This is a genomic window from Flammeovirga agarivorans (assembly GCF_012641475.1).
Classification (GTDB): domain Bacteria; phylum Bacteroidota; class Bacteroidia; order Cytophagales; family Flammeovirgaceae; genus Flammeovirga; species Flammeovirga agarivorans.
In genome coordinates, this window is record NZ_JABAIL010000006.1 from 248,017 (window position 1) to 269,246 (window position 21,230).

10 protein-coding genes are annotated in these 21,230 nt (G+C 35.3%); 8 read left to right on the plus strand and 2 right to left on the minus strand.

Annotated elements, in window-relative coordinates; translation table 11 throughout:
* The 4 genes from HGP29_RS19585 (at position 1) to HGP29_RS19600 (ending at position 6,328) form a co-directional block, all read left to right on the plus strand.
* Positions 1 to 1,410 (plus strand): family 16 glycosylhydrolase, encoded by a 1,410-nt coding sequence (locus tag HGP29_RS19585; protein ID WP_168884120.1) that lies wholly within the window; start codon positions 1 to 3, stop codon positions 1,408 to 1,410.
* A gap of 130 nt (positions 1,411 to 1,540) precedes the next feature.
* The gene (locus HGP29_RS19590; RefSeq protein WP_168884121.1) at positions 1,541 to 3,112 is read left to right on the plus strand and encodes a sulfatase-like hydrolase/transferase; all 1,572 of its coding nucleotides are present in this window, start codon (positions 1,541 to 1,543) and stop codon (positions 3,110 to 3,112) included.
* A 102-nt stretch (positions 3,113 to 3,214) separates the two neighbouring features.
* Positions 3,215 to 4,984 (plus strand): T9SS type A sorting domain-containing protein, encoded by a 1,770-nt coding sequence (locus HGP29_RS19595; RefSeq protein ID WP_168884122.1) that lies wholly within the window; start codon positions 3,215 to 3,217, stop codon positions 4,982 to 4,984.
* An 87-nt stretch (positions 4,985 to 5,071) separates the two neighbouring features.
* Positions 5,072 to 6,328, plus strand: a complete 1,257-nt coding sequence (locus tag HGP29_RS19600; protein ID WP_168884123.1) for a glycoside hydrolase family protein — start codon at positions 5,072 to 5,074, stop codon at positions 6,326 to 6,328.
* Between the two features lie 74 nt (positions 6,329 to 6,402).
* Here HGP29_RS19600 and HGP29_RS19605 read toward each other — a convergent pair whose 3' ends face one another.
* Positions 6,403 to 10,554 carry a hybrid sensor histidine kinase/response regulator transcription factor gene (locus HGP29_RS19605; protein WP_168884124.1) on the minus strand — a complete coding sequence of 1,384 codons (4,152 nt, stop codon included), beginning with the start codon at positions 10,552 to 10,554 and terminating at the stop codon, positions 6,403 to 6,405.
* 824 nt (positions 10,555 to 11,378) lie between these two features.
* Between HGP29_RS19605 and HGP29_RS19610 the strand changes: the two genes are divergently transcribed.
* Genes HGP29_RS19610 through HGP29_RS19625 form a run of 4 tightly spaced genes read left to right on the plus strand, consistent with a single transcriptional unit; the run spans position 11,379 to position 19,094 of the window.
* Positions 11,379 to 14,489, plus strand: coding sequence for a SusC/RagA family TonB-linked outer membrane protein (locus tag HGP29_RS19610; protein WP_168884125.1), 3,111 nt, complete (start codon positions 11,379 to 11,381; stop codon positions 14,487 to 14,489).
* A gap of 13 nt (positions 14,490 to 14,502) precedes the next feature.
* Complete coding sequence (locus tag HGP29_RS19615) at positions 14,503 to 16,332, plus strand: RagB/SusD family nutrient uptake outer membrane protein (RefSeq protein ID WP_168884126.1); 1,830 nt, start codon at positions 14,503 to 14,505, stop codon at positions 16,330 to 16,332.
* Positions 16,333 to 16,345: 13 nt separating this feature from the next.
* Positions 16,346 to 18,424: a hypothetical protein gene (locus HGP29_RS19620; protein ID WP_168884127.1), complete on the plus strand. Its 2,079-nt coding sequence runs from the start codon at positions 16,346 to 16,348 to the stop codon at positions 18,422 to 18,424.
* Between the two features lie 58 nt (positions 18,425 to 18,482).
* Positions 18,483 to 19,094: a hypothetical protein gene (locus HGP29_RS19625; RefSeq protein WP_168884128.1), complete on the plus strand. Its 612-nt coding sequence runs from the start codon at positions 18,483 to 18,485 to the stop codon at positions 19,092 to 19,094.
* Positions 19,095 to 19,267: 173 nt separating this feature from the next.
* Here HGP29_RS19625 and HGP29_RS19630 read toward each other — a convergent pair whose 3' ends face one another.
* Positions 19,268 to 21,223 (minus strand): FAD-dependent oxidoreductase, encoded by a 1,956-nt coding sequence (locus tag HGP29_RS19630; RefSeq protein WP_168884129.1) that lies wholly within the window; start codon positions 21,221 to 21,223, stop codon positions 19,268 to 19,270.
* Between the last annotated feature and the right edge of the window lie 7 nt (positions 21,224 to 21,230).

Sequence of the window (21,230 nt, forward strand, 5' to 3'; positions counted from 1 at the left end):
ATGAAATTAACAGACATATTAAAAGGGATTATACTATTGGGTGTTATACTTATATCTATTCAAGTACAGGCTCAGAATCATCCATTATCAGACCTTGAAAATAAGGACAATTGGGTTTTTAATGAGACTTTAAGTGATGAATTTAATGGGAAAAAACTAGATAAAGACAAATGGTGGATTTTAGGAGAGAATGGTGATTACCGCTCAAAATGGAAAGGTAGGGCACCAGGACAATTTGTGGCAGAAAATGTGAAAATCCGTAAAGGAAACCTTGTACTTCAATCTAAGTGGGATCCCAAATTCAAGTTTATCGAAGAAAAAAATAATGGGGTGTACTATGGGGGAACAAAAGAGTCATTTGATGGAAGCCACCCAATTACACAAGCTTGTATTATGAGTGAATCTTTTTTCCAATACGGGTACATGGAAATAAGATGTAAAATCGCTGATGCTCCTGTAACATCTGGCTTTTGGACGACAGGATATAAATCAGAAATTGATATGATTGAGAACTTTGGAAAGTTGCCTATTGGAAATCCAAAGAAGAAAAATACAGATCTTGAAAAAAAATATAGGACCAACATCATTAACTGGGAGGCCAAGAGAGATCCAGATTTTGAAACGTATAAAGCAGAAGATGTTATGTCAGAACGTTTAGCTGAAGACTATCATGTTTATGGTTTCGAATGGGACAAAGATTATGTAAAAACATTCTTTGATGGTCAATTGATAAGACATGTGACGAGAGAAGAACTGGAAAAAGAAAACCAATGGAAACATCAATTTCCGCAGGAATTGTGGATCAACTCAGAAGTATTTTCATGGTATGGACTTCCTACAGCTAAAGACCTTGAGAAGCCTGCAGAGTTTTTGGTAGACTATGTTCGTATATGGCAAAAAGAAATCACTGGTCCTGAGTTTGATGCACTTGGTTTTGAAGGTCCTTTCTATTTTCAAGGAAGAAGTGTAAATTGGTGGTGTAAAGCGAAAGAACCCTGGAGAATATCTAACGAAAAATCTTCTGATGGTACCTTTGCCTTAAGATTTAAAATGGATAAGAAGATAAAAAATAAGTCTTCTATATTTTCTCCTTTTGGATCATTAAATCTACCTAAGGGTGATAACGAATTAAATTTCAAAATTTGGATTGACAAAGAGACGGAAGTGGATCAACTGACTTTTGTTCTACAGAGTCCGTACAAACCAATCAAAGTTAATCTAAGTGACGTAAAGAAAAATAAATGGGTCGAAGTTTCAGTTCCTTTTAAAAGAAAAGAGGGGTCGAACTTGGCATTAAAAAATGGTGATAGGATACAATTATTTGTAACCGCTGACGACTTAAAGAGTACCACAGCATTGTTCTATATCGATGAAATATCTTTCAAGAATATCACAAAAGAAACGAAATAAAGAGCATGTTAGTCGTTGAAAGTCAAGGAATATACTTGTACAATCATTCCTTTTACTTAAAACAACATCGACAAGAACAACCTTAAGTAAATTGAATCATCAATTTTTTTGTCTTAAGAAGCGTAGAGAAATGAAACAGATTATTAATCGCATATGGACTGTACTACTTGCCTTTGTGTGTGTGGCATCAAGTGTATCAGCAGTCGAGAAAGGGAAATCACCACGGCCTAATATTCTATTGATTGTAATGGATGACTTAGGGTATGCTGATGTTGGATTTATGCCCAATGCAGCGAAAGATATATATACACCTAACATTGATAAATTAGCTGAAGGAGGAACGATTTTTACTTCAGCATATGTAACGCATCCGTATTGTGGTCCTAGTAGAACGGGATTAATGACAGGTAGAATGCCTCATGTTTTTGGAGCTCAATTTAACTTGGCTGCATTTTCTGGTTATGGTGTCGCAAGTGGAGAGTTATTTATGTCGGACGTTTTACAATCGGCAGGGTACCATACTGGTATTGTAGGGAAATGGCATTTAGGAGAAGAAGGTGAATTCCATCCAAATGAAAGAGGCTTTGATTATTTCTATGGTTTCCTTGGTGGAGGTCATGAATATCATTCTAGAACTTGGTTACCTGCAAAAACATACAATCCAGAAGGATATCAACCGGGAGCATATGGGATGGATTACAATCGTCCTATGATGAAAAATAAGACCTATTTAGAAACAGGGAAGGATAAGTATGTAACAGATGTACTTACGGATGCCACTTTGGAATTTATCGATGAATCTTCTGAAAAGGAAAAACCTTTTTTCTTATACTTATCGTACAATGCACCGCATACACCGCTTCAAGCAAAGCAATCTGATATTGCTGAGATTCAGCAGAAGTTAGGAAAAGATGCTGCACAGAAAGGTAGTAAAAGACTTACTTATACTGCCATGATGTACAATGTGGATTATAATATCCAACGCATTGTAGAGAAATTGGAAGAAAAGGGTGAACTTGAGAACACAATGATTGTTTTTATTAGTGATAATGGAGGAAAAACACCTGCAGGAGCTAATAATCAACCTTTAAAAGGAAGAAAAGGAGATGCATACGAAGGGGGCTTTAGAGTACCAATGTTTGTTTACTATCCAAATAGCAAAATGAAAAAAGGAGATGTAAATACGCATAATTTTTCAGCGTTAGATTTCTTTCCAACATTTGCAGCAATAGCGGGAGCAGATATACCAAAGGATAAAATATTGGATGGTAAAAACGTTTGGAAGAGTATTGAAAACAATACTGATCCACGTAAAGATGAGAGTGTGTATGTGCTAAGACACTACTTTAGAATACCTCGTAATGGGAATGTCAACCCATCAAACATCCAAAAATTTAATGATTTGAATAAAGTTGGAGTGGTAAGAAATAATTTCAAGCTTTATTCAAATGGTGATGGAGAATGGAAGCTGTTTGATTTATCAACTGATATTGGTGAAACTAAAAATATTGCTGCTAAACACCCTGAATTAGTGAAGGACATGAAGGCAACAGTTAATGAGTGGACCTATACTTGGGAAGATAAAAGACCAGAATTTTTTGATGCACCTCACTACAATTTCGAAGCGAATTGGAATAAGTTCAATATGCCAAACTTCGAAAAAACATTTGGGGAAATGCACCTCGATAAAAAAAGTAAATAAGACTAATTTTTGAGCATTGATGAGTAGAGGCAATAGTTTCAGTTGCCTCTACTTAGACTATTACTTTTATCACACCTACTATTACGTATTAAATACTAAGAAATGAAAAGGATTATATTACTAAGCTTACTATCAATCTCTCTTTTTCGCGTCTATGCACAAGTAAATCCCTTATCTGATCCCGATAATGATGGAGGTTGGATCCTCAATAAATGGGCAAGTGATGAGTTTAATGGTACATCACTCAACAAAGATAAATGGTGGGTTCTAGGAGAAAATAATGATTATAGAGCCAAGTGGAAAGGCAGAGCACCAGGACAATTTGCAGGGCATAATGTAAGAGTTGAAAATGGAGAATTGATTCTTACTTCTCAATGGGAGCCGGGTTTTGATTATGCAGTGGAAACGAATAACGGTTGTTATTATGGCGGTACCACTTCAGGCCCCGATGGAAGTAAACCCATTACACAGGCAAGTGTGATGAGCGAAACGTTCTTTCGTTATGGTTATATGGAAATCAGATGTAAAGCAGCAGATGGTCCTGTTACCTCAGCTTTCTGGACGACAGGTTATCATAGTGAAATAGATATGACTGAAAATTACGGTCGTCGTCCGATTGGAAACCCTGAGAATCAACCCGATGAATTAGAACGTAAATTCCGCACTAATTTAATCAGTTGGGATCCCGATAGAGCAGAAGACCATGCCAATTGGAAAGTGGAAGACGATATGGAAGTACGTATGGCCGAAGACTATTACGTATTTGGTTTTGAGTGGGATAAAGAATACATGAAAACGTATTTCAATGGTAAACTAGTTCGATCTGTAACAAAGGAAGAGTTAGTAAAAAATGACCAATGGAGATATGATTATCCTCATGAAATCTGGCTGTCATCTGAGGTGTTTTATTGGTATGGTTTACCAAGTGAAGCAGATTTTGCAGAGCCAGTTGAGTATAAAGTGGATTATATCAGAGTTTGGCAAAAAGAGGAAACACAATCTTTTTTTAACGCAAAAGGATTTGAAGGTCCGTTTTACTTTAAAGGAAGAAGTGTTCAATGGTGGAATTCGGCCAATCATCCTTGGAGAATTAGAAATGAAAAAGCTGCAGAAGGTGAATTTAGTTTAAAGTTTGAGAAAGCAGGAGTTTTCTCTGGGAACTATTCTATCTTCTCACCATTTGGATCAATCAACTTACCTGCGGGTGATAATGAAGTGAGTCTAAAGGTTTGGTTAGATAAAGATACAGAGGTAGATAACCTACAGGTAACACTGTTCAATCCTAGGATTACAATACGTCTAAATACTAAAGATATTGCCAAAGAAGAATGGGTGACTGTCACTCAAAGTTTCTCTAGAGAGGAAGCTTCGAATCAAAGTCTAACAGACGGAGACAGAATACAATTAATGCTAAGAGAAAGAGATATTCAAAGTGAAAAAGTACTTTTATATGTCGATGATATTCAGTTTAAAAATGATTTAGATTCAGGACCACCAGAGTATACAACTCCTGATGATGAATATCCTGATGAAAACCATGGCGATGGAGATAAAGATGAAACGCCAAAGGAGGATGAAACGACAGATCCAGATGATTCGGACAAAGATGCCGAAGTAACAGATCCAACATCAATAGATTTTGACCAAAAAGAGTTTACTGTTTATCCTAACCCGACTATGGATATATTAAATATTCAGGGTGATGGTATGGGAATCATAGAAATATGGTCTTCGCAGGGTACTTTATTAAGGCGATGGAATAAAACGGAATCCTTGAGTAAAGTATCATTAAATGGTTTTATCAATGGAATGTATTTCGTTGTAGTAAAAGCTCAAGGAAAAGTATTCCGATATAAAATCATGAAACAATAAGAAAACGAAAGTTTCAACTTATTTAATAATAGAGGCTGTTTTTTACCATAAAAGCAGCCTCTAATCATAATAAACAATTAGTGCGAAATGAAAATCATTAGAAAACTTATTCTCTTACAACTTATAATGGTTGTGCCTTTAGTACTGTTTGCTCAAATAGAAAAAAGATCAGATGTTGGTTACCAAGGTCCTAGTACGAATGAAATACAATCGTTGCCAATCGTTGCTACTTTACATCCTTCTGGTCACGCAAATACTGATATAAAGAACTTTCAAAATGCAATTAATACTGCGGCTCGAAAAAAAGGGGGAAGAATTATTGTCGAGAAAGGAAATTACCAATTAAAGGATATTCAACTAAAATCAAACGTACATTTTGAGTGTAAAAAAGGTGTTGTTTTTATGCCGAGACTGGATTTGGAGAACAATACGAAAGTACAATTGATTTTTGCTATCGGTCGTTTTGCCAATGAAAATATTGAAAATGTCACTTTTATTGGAGAAGGGGATATTTCACAAAGGCCTCGATTTTATTACGACCGTACTATCGCAAAAAAATGCAGAGCTTTTACTGTCGGGAAAGTCACCAACTTATATATTCAGAACTTCTCTGTAACTGATGATCAAACTGTTTTTTCTGCTATTTCCTTGAATATGAGAAAAAAAGGAACATCCAAAAATGATCGTCCCAAAAATGTAACCATCAAAGACTTATCTATTTATAATGCTTCTTACGGTTATGGTTTGGTACAAGGAAATACGGGTGAAAATATTTGGTTGAAAAACCTACAATCTATTGGTGGAGTAACGGCGCGTATAGAAACACATACAGGAAGAGAACACAATGTGGGAGTGGATAATGTAATCATTGAAGATGTTGTTTGTACTCAAGGAAAAGCGGCAGTATCCATGCAGCCACATGTTGTAGAAAATGGGGTTGTTACTGTAAATCGAGCAAAGGCGATTCGTTGTGAATGGGGTGTGATGATCAAAGATGGTTTTATTTCTAAGAAATTAGATAAGAGTAAACATTGGGAGTTAGGTTCCTTTGCTAAAGGATCATCCATCAAAAATGTAGAAATGATTCATGGAGAAGCCACGACTATATCGAGACAATCAAAAGTGTATATCCCTGATGCTTTAATGAAGTTTTACCAAGAAGATAGTTCACCAGATAAGGAAACAGGCATTGGTTGTAAGTTAGGACCATCTATAGCGGCCATTCTAAATTTAGCATCTGATGAGGTAGACATCGATAAAAAATCAATATCCCATACGGGTAAACAATCGGAAGATAGATTGTTAATTGTAACTGAGGAAGTTAAAAGAGTTCGTTCAAATTAATGATTTTCCGTTTTTAGCAGAAAAAGAAAGGCTGTGTATTTGTCTAAAATATAGAGGAATACACAGCCTTTTATTTATGCTTTTTCTTCTAAGCTTTTACTATACTTACTTGGTGATACACCATAGTATTCTTTAAACATTCTACTAAAGTGTGTTCTGTTTTTAAATCCTGTTCTTACGCAAACTTCTGCGACCGGTAAGTTTTCTTGAACTAAGAATTCTGCCGCCTTTTTAAGTCGGTAGACTTTTAATAACTCATAAGGAGTATAGTTTGTAATTGCTTTTACCTTTTGGAAGAAGGTTGTACGGTTTAAGTATAAACCTTTAGCAAATACGTTCATATCAATGTCTTCATTTTCAAGATTTTCCTCAATAAGTTCGTAGAACTTCTCAATAAATATAGCATCGTCTTTATTTGTATTTTTCTTTTCAACTTCTACAGGGAAATCTATTTGGAAGCGTTCTCTTAATTGCTTTCTATTTTTCAATAGCATCTGAGATGAAGCAACTAAGTGTTTCATATCAAAAGGTTTTGAAATATAAAAGTCGGCTCCCACCTCTAGTCCTTTTACCTGATCATCGATGGACGATCTAGAGGTAAGAAGAATGATCGGAATATGACTTGTTCTAATATCTGTCTTTAATTTCTGACATAATTCTAGGCCATTTACTTCAGGCATAAGAATATCACTAATGATCAAATCAGGCCATTCGTTCTCTAAAGTATTTAGACATTCCTTACCATTTTCAAAGCAAGTAACGTTGAAATATTCTGATAGTACATCACTTACAAAAGTCCTGAGTTCTTCATTGTCTTCCACATAAAAAACATTAAGTTCTTTAAGACTTTCATCCATCAAATAACTCGGAAGTTCTAAAGTAGTAGGCAGGATCTTTTGCTTCTCATCGTCTGTCTCGTTGCTTAAGATATCCTGCATTCTATTTTCATTCAGAATTTCTTTTGCATTCACTTTTACTGGAAGCGTTACAGAGAAGGTTGTGCCTTCGCCAACTTCACTTTCAATCGATATTTTACCGAAGTGCATCTCTACTAATCGCTTAGAGAAGGCAAGTCCAATACCTGAACCAATAGAATAGGTATTTGAATTTTCAGATTGATAAAAACGATCAAAAACGTAAGGCAAGTTTTCCTTTTCGATCCCAATACCTGTATCGATTACTTTAAAGAAAAGTGATTGCTCATCGTAACCATATTGAATCTTAACAGTATCTCCTTTCTTGGTAAATTTGAAGGCATTATTGAGAAGGTTATTTAAAACAATCTCAATTTTATAACGGTCAGCAGTAATAAATAACTGATTGGCGTCCCCTTCAATTTCAAGATGTTTCTCTTGCTTCTGTGCTAAAGAATCAAAGTCTTTTTTCATGTCCATGACCAAACCTGTAAAATCGAAGTTTTCTGATTTCAGTTTTAGTATGGACTGTTCAGCTTTATGGAAATCTTGTACTTGATTGACCAATTGAAGCATCTTATTCGATTGTCTATGAATAAGATCCAGATGTACAAATGCATCTTTGTTAGAAGAGAACATATTTAATAGCATCTGAATTGGACCAGTAATCAAAGTGATTGGTGTTCTAAACTCATGAGAGATATTCATAAAGATTCTCTCTTTTGTTTTGTTCAATTCATCTACCCTCATACGTTCAACATGCTCTAACTCCAATTCATGTTTTAAGTGCGTATGATTCAACATAAATCGAATGACGATAAATACAATGGCACACAGTAAAACAAAGTATAGGAAGTAGGCAAATGGCGTTTTCCAGAATGGTGGTCTCACCACAATATTCAATGATATTGGTGCAGTCCAATTATTTTTTGAGTTAGAAGCTTTGGCCTCTAATGTATATTTTCCAGGAGCAATACCATTGAACGAGATATTCTTGAATTCAGAGGTTGTTTCAATCCATTCATCATCTTGAGGTAGTAATCTATATTTAATCTTATAACTGCTCGGATAGTTAGAATAGTGCAGTAGTAATAATTCGATAGAGAAAATATTCTCATCATAACGAAGCGTAATTTTCTTTTTCTGATCTAAAGGTTTGTCTAAAATTACCCTGTTATTGATGGTGTCGTTTACGTTAATGGTAGTATTTAGTAAAACTAAGTCACCAAAGCTAAATGGAGGTAAAGGCTTTTCGATATCAGTCTTCGCTGGATCAAAGAAACAAATACCATTACCTGCTGCAAAAACAATTTTATGGTCGTTTTGCTTAAAACCTACGTTTTCAAAAGCATAAGCATGAATTCCATCTTCTACTGTAAACTGTTTAAATGTTTTAGTTTCAAGATCAAAAAGATTTAATCCCTTATCGGTAGTAATCCATAATTTATTTTTCTCATCATAGACGATTTTCTTAACGATATTATTATCAAGTCCATCTTTTTCAGAGTAACAAGAATACTTTAATTTATCTTTCGAATCATCTTCTATAATACAAAGTCCCTTTCCTTCAAGTCCAACACATACAGAACCATTAGGAAGTAATACAATATTAGATACATGGTTTGAAGGTAAAGATGAAGATTTATTGTTTTCATTTTTGTACTGATCGACCTGCATATCATTAATACATACACCGTCAGCATTATGAAATTTCAGCAAACCACTTAAAGTTGTACCCACCCAAACCGAGTTGTTTAAAGAATCAATCATGATGGTTCTAAACTGGCTTGCATTGGCAATTTGTGTATTAGGGTTTTCAGAAAGTTTCTCTCCAGTGGTAATGTTACCTTTCTCATCTAATTTTAATCGAAATAGACCATTGTTGGTAGCTACCCAATAATAACCGAATTTATCCACTTCAATTTGGTAGAATTTCGAGTAAGTCATTTCAGAAATCTCATTTGACTTAACTGCTATCCAATTCTTTTTGTCGTTAGGTTTTTGATAATACCATTGTCCTCTTTCTCTGGTAAACCTCATCCATTTTCCTCCTTTATTGTCTTTAATAATAGAAGTCCATTTAACTGGGAGAGGACTGTTTTTAAATTCTTCTGGCAGGGGAGCAAGTTTTTCTGTTTTAGTATTGTAATAAACTAAACCTCTTAAGTAAGAACTTAAAAGGATATGTTCATCGTCCCAAACACAACCCTCTAGAATTTTATTATTAAAGTGCCTTCCTCGAAGTTCTACTGTATTTAAGTCAGCATATTTAAAAGGAGAGGCATTCTTATCAAAAGTGAAAAGGCCATCACTTAGAGAGGCAATCCAAATTTCATTATTTTCTTTTTCAGAAATAATATCACTGACCCTACCTATTTCTAGGTAACGGTCACATTTGTTTCTTCTATATTTTTCTTTTTCAGTGAAACTATTTGGGTTTTTGAATAAAGCGATGCCTTTAGAAAGCATTCCGGCCCAAAGTTGGTCTTTATCATCAATTGCCAATGCTCTAAAACGAGCATTAGGGAAGAACTTTTTCACATAGTGGAATTGATAGGAGCCGTTATGCTGTTTTGCTTTGATAAAGCTTATGCCATTATACTCTGCTACATAAATATTATTGGAAGCATCTTTCGCAATACCTTTACAAGAAGAAATGTTTTCTTCTAGAATATATTCATGATGATCACTTTCACTATTGTAGGCAATAAGACCCTTCGCAGTGGAAATTAGGATAGTATTATCACCCATCGGAAGGGCATCATAAACATATTGAAACACTTTATCCTTAATCTCAATACTGTGTACTCTTTCCAATTGATAAGTATCCTTATTATAAAAAAGTAAACCTTCATATTCGGTAACGCAAACAATATGATTCTTAAATGGGATAATCTTAGCAATGATACAAGGCTGATCGGATTTGCTTACAATATTTGCTGTAGGAATAATCTGAATTTTCTGTTCATCATAGATAAAAACATTCAATCCATTTTCAGTACCCACCCAGATATTGTTTTTCTCATCTTGGTATAAAGACCTGATTTTATTGTCACTTAATATTTTTTCGTAGTCACTATTTCTAAAATTCTTAAAATCGTAACCATTATAGCGATCGAGACCATTGTATGTTCCAAGCCAAATCAAACCTTTGTGATCTTCAATTAAAGCAGTAACACCATAATGTGAAACTCCATCATTGATACCATAATTTGTTAGGCCTTCGTTAGAAATATTTTTTGGTTGTGCAGTTACATCAACAAAGAAAAATATTAGAACAATAAAGGACAGTAAATAGTAAAATTTTCTCATCTGTAATATTGTAGTCTTGGTTGGACTAAAAAATTGAGTTGGTAGATAGTAATTTGTATTCTGAAAAAATCCCCCTCAATAAAAAAGATTTGAATTACCATAAATGTAAAAAATACATTAAATTTACACAAAAGTTTAGAGGTTTATTTCAGCACTTCTATTCATTATTTTTTAATCTACCTTTTATTCAATTTTCAAACCGTCAACAATTAATATATGAATACATAATTACACCTTCATTATTTTCTATACTTAACGATATCTTTCATCTGATTTAGTTCAAAATATATTCCTTTTCAAAGTCTTAATAATTGTAAATAAATGGATGTTTTTCCTATATTTGAAATCTCTTTCTTTAGTTAGAAAACAGAAATTTCAATTTTTTGAACTAAAATATACTAACGATTATATCCCATGTGTATGGAAATTTGCTATCAGTTAACTAATTCAATTTGTGGTATTTACGTGTTGGTTTTACGCGAAAAAACATTTTATTGATTTAAAGTAACCTTCAAAAATTTATCTCTATCTACATTTAGATTATCAATTGAAACAAACTCTTGCCTCTTGTTGAGAATAACTAAGAAGATTTAAGGAGTTTGGAGTAGATAACAGATTAGAAATAAACAAATATGATCGGCATGGTGAAATGGCCAACTCGTTATTTTATTAAAAACAACAAGATTCACCAACTAAGATCAATGCATTTATTACACTAATCAAGATGAAATGAAATAGAATAGAATCGAGGGGTTCTTTTACAATGAGAACATTAATTTTTTAGTCCCTTTGATTAGAACGATTTTTATTAATTGAGATGTAACATGAAAGCTTACTTATCTAACTTATTCTCCTTCAGGTATATCATCTGGATGGCAATACTCTCAATGCTTATTTTTTCTAATGATGCTACCGCTCAAGAAAGAATCATTGAAGGTAAAGTGTTAGGAGCAGAAGATAACCTTCCATTACCTGGAGTTAACATTTTAGTACAAGGAACAAAACAGGGAACAGTATCGGATTTTGACGGTAAATTCTCAATGTTAGTGACTAATGGGGATGTTTTAGTATTCTCTTTTATCGGAATGCAAACTAAAACATTCACAGTAAACTCAGAATCATCATTGACAATTACATTAGATAGTGATGTAGAATTACTAGATGAAGTAGTAAAAATTGGTTATGGTGAACAAAAGAAAAAAGAGATCTCTGGTGCTGTAGCACATGTAAAATCAGAATCTTTAGAAAATTTCGTTACCTCTGATATAGGAGATGCGTTGCAAGGGCAAGTTGCCGGTGTGAGTGTCACATCAGCATCAGGTTCACCAGGTGAAGCATCTGTTATTCAGATTAGAGGTGTTAGTACAGTGTCTAATGTAGAAGGGGCGAACCAACCGTTATACGTTGTTGACGGAATTCCTCAAAATGAAGATCCCCGATTAGCACCTAACGAGATTGCATCTATTGATATCTTAAAGGATTTAGCATCTTGTGCGGTCTATGGTACAAGAGGTGCAAACGGTGTAATTTTAATTACAACGAAGACAGGTAACAAGGGAAAATTAAAAGTATCATTAGACGGTAATTATGGTGTTAGGAAGATAACATCAAATACACCTGTGATGAACTCACAAGAACAAGCCTATTTTGATATCCTTGAGCAAAGAGCTTTAAATCCAGGTATTTCTGATGATGAAATCAATATGTTTATCCAAAGAAACAAAAACAACTTCTTGAATGATAACAACTTAGATGAGCTTGTTTTTGTGGATTATGCACCAACACAACAATATAACTTAAACCTAACAGGTGGTTCAAGTTCTGGTTTTACTTACAACCTGACAGGAGGGTACTACAACCAAGAAGGTAGTGTGATTAACTCTGGATTTGAAAGATTAAACTTTAGAGGTGGATCTAGCTTTAAATCGAAAAAATGGACGATTAACTCTTCTATTGCGATTTCAACAGAAGAAAGACAAAGACCTTCAGGAAACTTGTTAACACAAACAATTAGATATAAGCCGTATATGGCTCCTGTAGACCCAGATAAAGATGTTTATGCGGGTGCATCAGATCAGGAAGCTGTACAAGCTAACTTCCTTTACCAGTCGTTGTACTTCCAAGATTTTGAAGACAGAGACCGTTTCTCAGGAAACATCAGTATTCAATATGACTTTACAGATTGGTTGTCATTTACAACAAATGCTGGTGGTAACGTTATGAATAGATACCGTTCTCGTTTCAACCCTTATTTCAAGATTGTAAATGAGAATACAGGAAAAGAATTTTCTGACCCTAACAATTCGTACTACTCAGAACAAAACGAAAGAAGTTCAGCATTTAGTTGGGATGGTAGATTCTACTTCAAAAAGAAATGGGGAGAGCATAACTTCTCTGCATTATTAGGTGGATCATTAGAAGAGTACAACGGACAAGGACATACTGTATTGCGTAGAGGTATTGTTGATAACAATAAGCCAGGGTTTGGTTCTGCTACTTTAGAAACTTCAGTGATTCCAGGGTTTAACTATGTCTATAAGATCATTGGTACGATTGGTAGATTACAATACGATTACAAAGGTAAGTACTTGGTATCAGTGAGTGGTAACTACAATGGTAACTCGAAGTTCTCGGAAAATAATAAGTTCAAATTCTTCCCATCTGCATCTGTAGCATGGAACATCTCTGAAGAAGCTTTCTTTGAAGGAGCAAAAGAGACTATGAACATCTTCAAAATTAGAGCATCACATGGTAATGTAGGTGGTCAAAGCTTTAGACCATACTCAGATCTTCCTACAATTCGTAGAGGTTATGATTATGAGTTTAACGGTAAGGTGTACTCTGGTGCGGCGCAAGCAGCATTTGCAAACCCAGATGTACAATGGGAAACATCTATCCAAAATAACATTGGTGTAGATATGGCATTCTGGGGTAACCGTCTAACATTTAATGCAGATGTGTACCATACAACGAAACAGGATATGTTATTCCCAATTGAAGTGCCTTCATCAGCAGGTACAGCAACGGGTGGCAACAACGATAAGCTAGTAACATTGAATGTGGGTAATATGATCAATAAAGGTTATGAAATTGCCCTTGGTTACAAAGGTAGAGTGAAGAAACTGAGCTGGAATATTACAGGTACTTTCTCAAGTAACCAGAATGAGATTACAAATATGAACTCAGAAGATTTCGTTTACACTGCCGATCAAGGTTTGATCTGGGGAGCTGTAAACCAATCTAGAGCTACAGTATTTGCGAAAGGTTATGAAGCAGGTGCATTTTTCTTATACAAAACAGAAGGTATTATCAATACGGAAGAAAAGTTAGCACAATACAACAAAGTAAATCCTTCAGCGAAAATGGGTGACTTAATGATCCAAGATACAAATGGTGATGGTCAAATTACAGAAGCTGATAAAATCTATGCAGGTAGTGGTCTTCCACAATATGAGACAGGTTTCATCTTAAACTTAAGATGGAAGAACTGGGATTTCATGATGAACTGGTATGCTGCTTTAGGTCATGAGATTATGAATGGTAGTAAGTTAATGGCTTACTCAGAGGGTAGACACCAAGATCAAATTCATACATGGTCTCCAGATAATCCATATTCAGAAATTCCTGCTTACCGAGGTGATTTGAAACAAGGTACTACAAACTTTAGAGGAGATACGGATCTTTGGTTAGAAGATGGTTCTTACTTAAGACTGAAAAACGTGACTCTAGGATATACTTTACCAAAGAGTGTATTGAAGAAGGCAAAAATCGATACTTTCAGAATTTATGTAAGAGCACAAAATCCATTAACCTTCACAAACTATACAGGTTATGACCCAGAAATTGGTGGTAATGGAGTTTCTTCAAGAGGTTTAGATAAAGGTAATTATCCAATTACAGCTTATTATTCAACAGGTTTCCGCATCAACTTCTAAACAACTAACGAATATGAATTTAGTATCAAAAAACATCTTTAGATGTATAATAATATTGGTTGGTATTTCTGCCCTAACATCTTGTACTAAAGATTATTTGACAGAAATCAACCCGAACGAAACAACGATTAAAGATTTCTACCAAAACTTAGATGATTCTGAAGCGGGGTTAACTGCTGTATATGCTTCGATGATGAATCACTACATGTGGAATTTTGGAGAAGAAGCTTGTCGCTCTGATTTAGGTTACCCTGGTATGGATAGACCCACTCCTACAAGTAGGTTGTTGGCTTACTATCAACATACATACACTGAAACAAGTGATGAAATCAATAAGAAGTGGGCGGCATTATACAATGGTATTTTTAAAGCCAACCAAGTGATCCATGGTTTACAATTTGAATCGATGGAAGAGTACAAAGAAGAAGAGCTTTGGGGTTTACAAATGGCTCAAGCGCGTTTCTTCAGAGGTTTATTCCATTTCTATGCACACCAAGCATTCAATAATGGTGAAGTAATTATTAGAGATTCTTGGGTAGATGCTAACAATATGTATAAAGCAGTTTCTCCAGCAGATTCAGTACTGAATTTTGTGAGAGAAGATTTAAAATATGCTTATGAACACCTTCCTGCCAACTACAATAACACAGCAATTACAGATGTAAGTGGTAGTGCGAGAGTGACGAAAGGATCTGCAGCGATGATTTTAGCAAATTCTTACCTTTTCGATTTTGTAGACGGAGCGAATTATGATTCAGCAGCTTACTATTATAATGATGTAATTTATAATTCAGAATATGGTTATGCTCTTGAAACGGATATGAGTAAAATCTTCACTACCGCAGGAGCTTTCAATTCTGAATCGATTCTAGAAATTGCATATTCTAATGATGTTCGTCCAGATTTAAATAACTGGGATGAGGTAAATGGTCAAAACAGATGGGCTGCGGTATTCTCACCTCAAAGTTATGGTGGAAACAGACAATCAATTCCTGTAGGTTGGGTAGCATATGCTTATAAAACAGAGCAGGTAGATCCATCAGATGCTAGAAATACAGTAGAAGTAGAAGGATCTTCATTTGCCAGAAATATTTCAATGAGAGCATCAGCTATGATGGCCTTGGCAGAAGATGATTTAACTCCTTATTACCAAATTGGTTCAGTATCTGAAGCGGACCCATTTAGAGCAGGTGGAGCAAGGTCTCCAGAATTTGGCTACTACAAACAGTTCAGTAACTATGATATTTTAGACAGCGAAAGAAGTTTACCAATGGGTAACCAACGTTCTGCTAAAAATGTAGTAATCAATAGATTGTCTGAAGCTTATTTAAACCTTGCTGAGTGTAAAATTCAAATGGGACAGCTGAACCAAGCAATCAATTTGATTAATGAAGTGAGATCTCGTTGGGGCTTAGTATTATTAGGTTCATCAACAGATGGAAGTAAAACTTTTGATGGGTTATCATACAATGCGACGAATTTAATGGATCACATTATGTATGTAGAAAAACCACTTGAGCTTTCTGTAGAAGGTCATCAGATCAGATGGATTGATTTAAGAAGATGGGGTATTATCAAAGAAAATTTCCAGAGAATTTCTAGCCAAAATTATTGGGTAGTTCACTTCAAAGATGCAAGAACTTATTCTCAGAAGACGCTTTGGAATTCTAGTATTATCCCTGGTGGAGATACGCATCCTACTCCGGAAAAGGAATTTACAGCTCGTCCAAACTACAAGATTGTAGATGGTGAGTCAGCATTGATGAACTACATTCCATCATTGCATGATTTCTATCCGATACCAACTTCTGAGTTGTCGACGAATCCAGGTGTAAAAGGCTAAAACGAAGATAATCATGAAAAATACATATAAAATATTCTCATTAATTTTCTTGAGCATCTTGGGTTTTACCTCATGCCAGGAAAAAGACGAAATGCCTGATGAAGCTAAAGTAAGAGCAATCTCTTGGGCGATTAGTGAAGAACATAAAGATACATTAGAGATTTCCATTGATGATTATATCTCATTTATGGATGCATCTCAAGGAGTATTATTTCACGAATGGACAATTGAAGAATCATCAAATTATTTAACAGGTGATTTTAGTAAAACTGAATTGGATTTTACTCCATTTATTGATGAAAGTAAAGGATTGAAATCTGAAGATGCAACAGTACATGTATTGTTCCCCGAAGCAGGTGTTCATAAAGTGAGATTATATAACACTTATGATAGACAAGTGACTCACAATGGTTTAGAAAGACAGTTAGAGGCTCAGCCTTTGGCTTCTCAACCGGGTATTTGGGTGATTGATACTACATTTAATATTGAAGTATACGATCATGTACAACCTTCATTTTATGTCTTGAAAAACCATACAGATACCGTATTATTTGTATCAGCAGAAGACTTGATTGATGGTGCAGATGATTCTGAGTGGGCTACAGTTCCATTGATTGCAGGTGAAGATACACTTACATTTGTAGATACGACTACAGTAGGTAAACCAACAGATACAGAGTGGACATTAAGCTACTTAGATACGGTTAACAAAAGCAGAGTATTTGATATCATTCCGTTGAAAACAGGTCAAGGTAGAGCAGGTTCCTTGAAATCGATCAGACAAGGTGCTTCTCAGGCTTTATCTCAAACAGTACAGAAAATTATACCTTTAAAATTAGACATTTCAGCACCAGTTTTAGTGCCACAATATGAAATCTATCATGGAGAAACTTTGGTGTTTGCTTTCAACGAGGGTGATGAAATTCCTGAAAATACAGATGAGTGGACTTCAGTAACTATCAAGCTAAATGAGACACTTACTTTTGTAGATAATACAGAAAAAGGTTTAGGGAATGGAAGAGTTTGGACGCTAAATAATGCGGATCAAGAAACTTATACTGATGAAACATCTTATGCTCAGTATCCAAATGTTTCTACACCTTTTGAGGCAGGTACTTTCAAAGTTACTCGTACAGGTGTAACAGGTATTCCAGATGCTGAGGAAGAAGTAAAGATCCCTGTAATGATTCAGGTCAACGAAGCTTTATTAAAAACTTCATCGCTTATGCAAGATGCTGCTAAAGTAATTTCATTTGAAACATCAACATCAGTAGCAAACATTGGAGCAGATGCAGCAAGTCACTTCACAGTACATATCACAAACCCTAATGGTTATGATGCTTCATCAACAATCTCTAATGTGGCGATTGATCCAAGCAACGATAGAATGATTCAGTTAACGGTAGGTGAAACCACTTACAATTCTGATGAAATTACAATTGCTTACTCAGGTAATGGAGGAATTACTTCTGCTACAGGTAACGTCTTGGAAGGTTTCGATGAAGAAAGTGTTGTGATTTATAATACGGCAACGAATGAGTTCGAAAACCCAGATATGATTAGTGTAGAATTGGGATTAACTAACCTTGGTAATGCACATGCTGAAGGTTGGTACCAAGATGGAGGTTCGGATACGGACAAGAAGAAATGGGCAAGAACTACAGACCTAGCATCAGACGGAGATGCAAGTATGTCATACGTAAGTGATGACCGTACATTGCAAGCATCAACGTTATTCTCTATCCATAATATCCATGCGGGTAAAACATGGGACAATGGTATGAAGAATGCTCCAGGTGATTATATGTTAACTTTCGACATCTATATCCCAGAAGGTGTAGACTTTACAAACGGTTTAATTACAGGTTTCCAAGATACTTCTCTACCTGATAATGATAAGAGTTCGTATACTCCAGATCTATCGTCAGTAGAAAAAGGTCAGTGGGTAACCATCAAACAAATTGTAAGCTTTGATCTACAGGCAAACCGTAGACAATTAGTATTACAAGTAGTTAACCCGGTTCCTTCAACGGGAGCGTTAGAATTCTACTTAGATAACTTTAGTTGTGTAGCTATCGAAGCTAGACCATAGAAAACAAGAAGGGGGTATCTTCTGCCCCCTTTTGTTTCACTCAAAACTTAGAAAGATCATGAAAGTTTATAATAAATTAATTGCATTTTTTGCTGTTGCTGCATTTTGGGGTTGCCAGGATATTGAACCTGAAAAAGGTAGCGAAATTGCACCTACTGAAGTCATTCAAATAAGTAGTCAAACGGCTTTTTCACCAGCACTGCAAACAGAATATATTAATATTTATACGGAGAAATCATTCAAGATTCGTTATGTAAATATCACTTCACCAGTAAAACATGAATTCAATGAGTTTTCATATACTTTAGGAGGTGATGCAGTAGGTGACCAGTCAACAGTTTCATATTCAATTGCAGACTTTGAAGACCCTATCTATCAGGTTAATGAAGATATGGATAGTATTGTTATGCAGAATGTAGATTTAATGACTTACAACATTCAATTAGCAGTGACAGAAACGGAAGACGGAAATCAAAATTTAGGTACGATGGATGTAGTGGCCTCTGCAGACACAGTGATTGTATATCCATTTGAAAGGTACTTAGAAGATGCTGAAGGAAATATTGTTGGTATAGAATACGGCACTCCAGATACTGTAGCTAATGAAACTCCAGTTGAATTTACTTTCAATGAGAGTGTAGCAGGAACAGTTGAGGAAGTTCTGAACTAACATAAAAGACCATAATTATAATTAATTCTTTGAGGGATTCGGTATTTTATATCGAATCCCTTTTTTGTATTGCAAATAAAATGGCATTGAAATGAAAAGGTTGTTAAAGAATGAATCCATAATTTGAATTTCATCCCTTAACAACCTTTTTAGTGAAATTAGAAAATATGTGACTAACTGATTACTGACTTTTCGTAAGCTCTAACTTCAAAGAGTTTGGCGATAGAACTACCATATGTTTCATTGATATTTACTCGGAGAGATGTAGTTTTAATCGTATCAAAATTAAACTTTATACGCCTTGTTTTATTATCGGTAATAGTGCCTATAGTAACCCATTTACCGTTAATTCTTGCTTCAAGATTTAAGTCTTTAAGAAGTTCAGGTGGAACAGTATCTGTAAAGATCTTTCTGTTATTGTAATTATTCCTCATCATAATATTCATCTGAACATTAGTGTCACACTTTAGAACGATAGAAGATAATGCCACAGGCTTTTCCCATTCCATTTGCACAGAAGCAGGGATCTGGTCAGTAGACCAATGATGTAGAACTCCTTTAAAATCTCTAGACCATCCATCATTTAATAGATTAACGTCACCGGATTGTGTTGAGGAAGCCGACCATTGTTTCACTTCTTTGGCCAAATCATCTTTATCCATAGCAGGATGATCTGGAATAAAGGCATCATTCAACATTAGCTTTTCCTGAAGCTCAACCATATGTTTCTGATAAATGCCTCTTGGGTTTTTCTTATGCTGAACACACAAGGCAGCGGCTGTTCCCGTAGCTTGTCCCATCAAAGCACAAGTTGCCATAACTCTAGTCGAAGACAATGCAATATGAGTCTGACTAATATTACGTCCACTAAATAGAAGATTATCAATATTTCTTGAATATAAACTTCTAAATGGGATCTGGTAAACTTTCTTAAAATGATAATGGAAATAGCTAGGAGGCTCATCCAAGTTTTCAATACCACCTGGGTTGTGCTCGTCCAGCGACCATCCTCCATAGGCTACAGCATCATCAAAATGTTGATGATCAACAAGGTCTCTTTCTGATAAAATATGGTCTCCCATAAATCTTCGAGATTCTCTTCTTCCCGGAACAGAGCCAATCCATTCTAAAGCATAATTTTCAGTTCCTTCAAAATCCCCTGAGTTTTTTATATAGTCCCAAACACCATGTACATACCCCATCAGTTTGTGTTGTATTTCATCTTGTTCGGCGATAATATCATGCTTAGATCCTACTTCTACCCACCAATAGCCCTCATTAAAAGAACGCACTTTTCTGCGAGGGTTAGATTTTTTCAGGTCAAATGGGATGGCGAAAGAAGGAGGAGAATAGGCTGTTGGTTTTCCCATGTCTTTCCCTGCTATCAATAAACTGGCACCCATTTGCCAACCATCAGCTTCTTCTGGGGCATACTTCTCATTGAACTCACTTCCAGCTTCTCGTCCTGTTCTATATTCTGCACCAGCACTTGCTGCTAGTAACCCATCACCTGAACAATCGACAAACTGTTGAGCAGAAATATGATATTCTGTTTCTGTACTATTTTGCCAACAAATGGCTTTCTTGATACTACTACCCGTCATTTCAACATTGACTGCTTGAGTATTTAGTAATAGTTCGAGGTGGGGTTCTCTGATCACAAAATCATATAATACATGATCCCATACAGAAAAAGATTCTTGAGGATTATTAAATCTATTATGAAGTAAAATCTCTTCAATAATTCCAGTTTCTCTTTCTGGTATCCAATCTGGTTTTAAGTGATTCACACCATTGACCAAGACTCGAATTTCACTAGAGGCATTACCTCCTAATACAGACCGATCTTGAACAAGTAATGTTTCAACGCCCTCTCTAGCTGAAGCGACTGCAGCACATATTCCTGCGAGTCCTCCTCCAACAACGACTACTTTGTAGTTTACTTCTTTAAAACGTTCAGGCTTTCCTCGTTTGCCATCACTAAGTTGTTTCCAATTGTCTCTGGAACCATCATTAATAATATTATCCTTTGATTTTTTATCCTTGGCACTAATAGAATTTGAGGATAATAATAATCCAGAGGCGATAGATCCCTTCACCCCTGATTTCAAGAAATTTCTTCTTTTCATTTCAGTT

Excerpts from the sequence above, each read along its gene's own strand:
- HGP29_RS19585 (WP_168884120.1), top strand. The coding sequence starts at position 1 with ATGAAATTAACAGACATATTAAAAGGGATTATACTATTGGGTGTTATA.
- HGP29_RS19590 (WP_168884121.1), top strand. The coding sequence starts at position 1,541 with ATGAAACAGATTATTAATCGCATATGGACTGTACTACTTGCCTTTGTG.
- HGP29_RS19595 (WP_168884122.1), top strand. The coding sequence starts at position 3,215 with ATGAAAAGGATTATATTACTAAGCTTACTATCAATCTCTCTTTTTCGC.
- HGP29_RS19600 (WP_168884123.1), top strand. The coding sequence starts at position 5,072 with ATGAAAATCATTAGAAAACTTATTCTCTTACAACTTATAATGGTTGTG.
- HGP29_RS19605 (WP_168884124.1), bottom strand. The coding sequence starts at position 10,554 with ATGAGAAAATTTTACTATTTACTGTCCTTTATTGTTCTAATATTTTTC.
- HGP29_RS19610 (WP_168884125.1), top strand. The coding sequence starts at position 11,379 with ATGAAAGCTTACTTATCTAACTTATTCTCCTTCAGGTATATCATCTGG.
- HGP29_RS19615 (WP_168884126.1), top strand. The coding sequence starts at position 14,503 with ATGAATTTAGTATCAAAAAACATCTTTAGATGTATAATAATATTGGTT.
- HGP29_RS19620 (WP_168884127.1), top strand. The coding sequence starts at position 16,346 with ATGAAAAATACATATAAAATATTCTCATTAATTTTCTTGAGCATCTTG.
- HGP29_RS19625 (WP_168884128.1), top strand. The coding sequence starts at position 18,483 with ATGAAAGTTTATAATAAATTAATTGCATTTTTTGCTGTTGCTGCATTT.
- HGP29_RS19630 (WP_168884129.1), bottom strand. The coding sequence starts at position 21,223 with ATGAAAAGAAGAAATTTCTTGAAATCAGGGGTGAAGGGATCTATCGCC.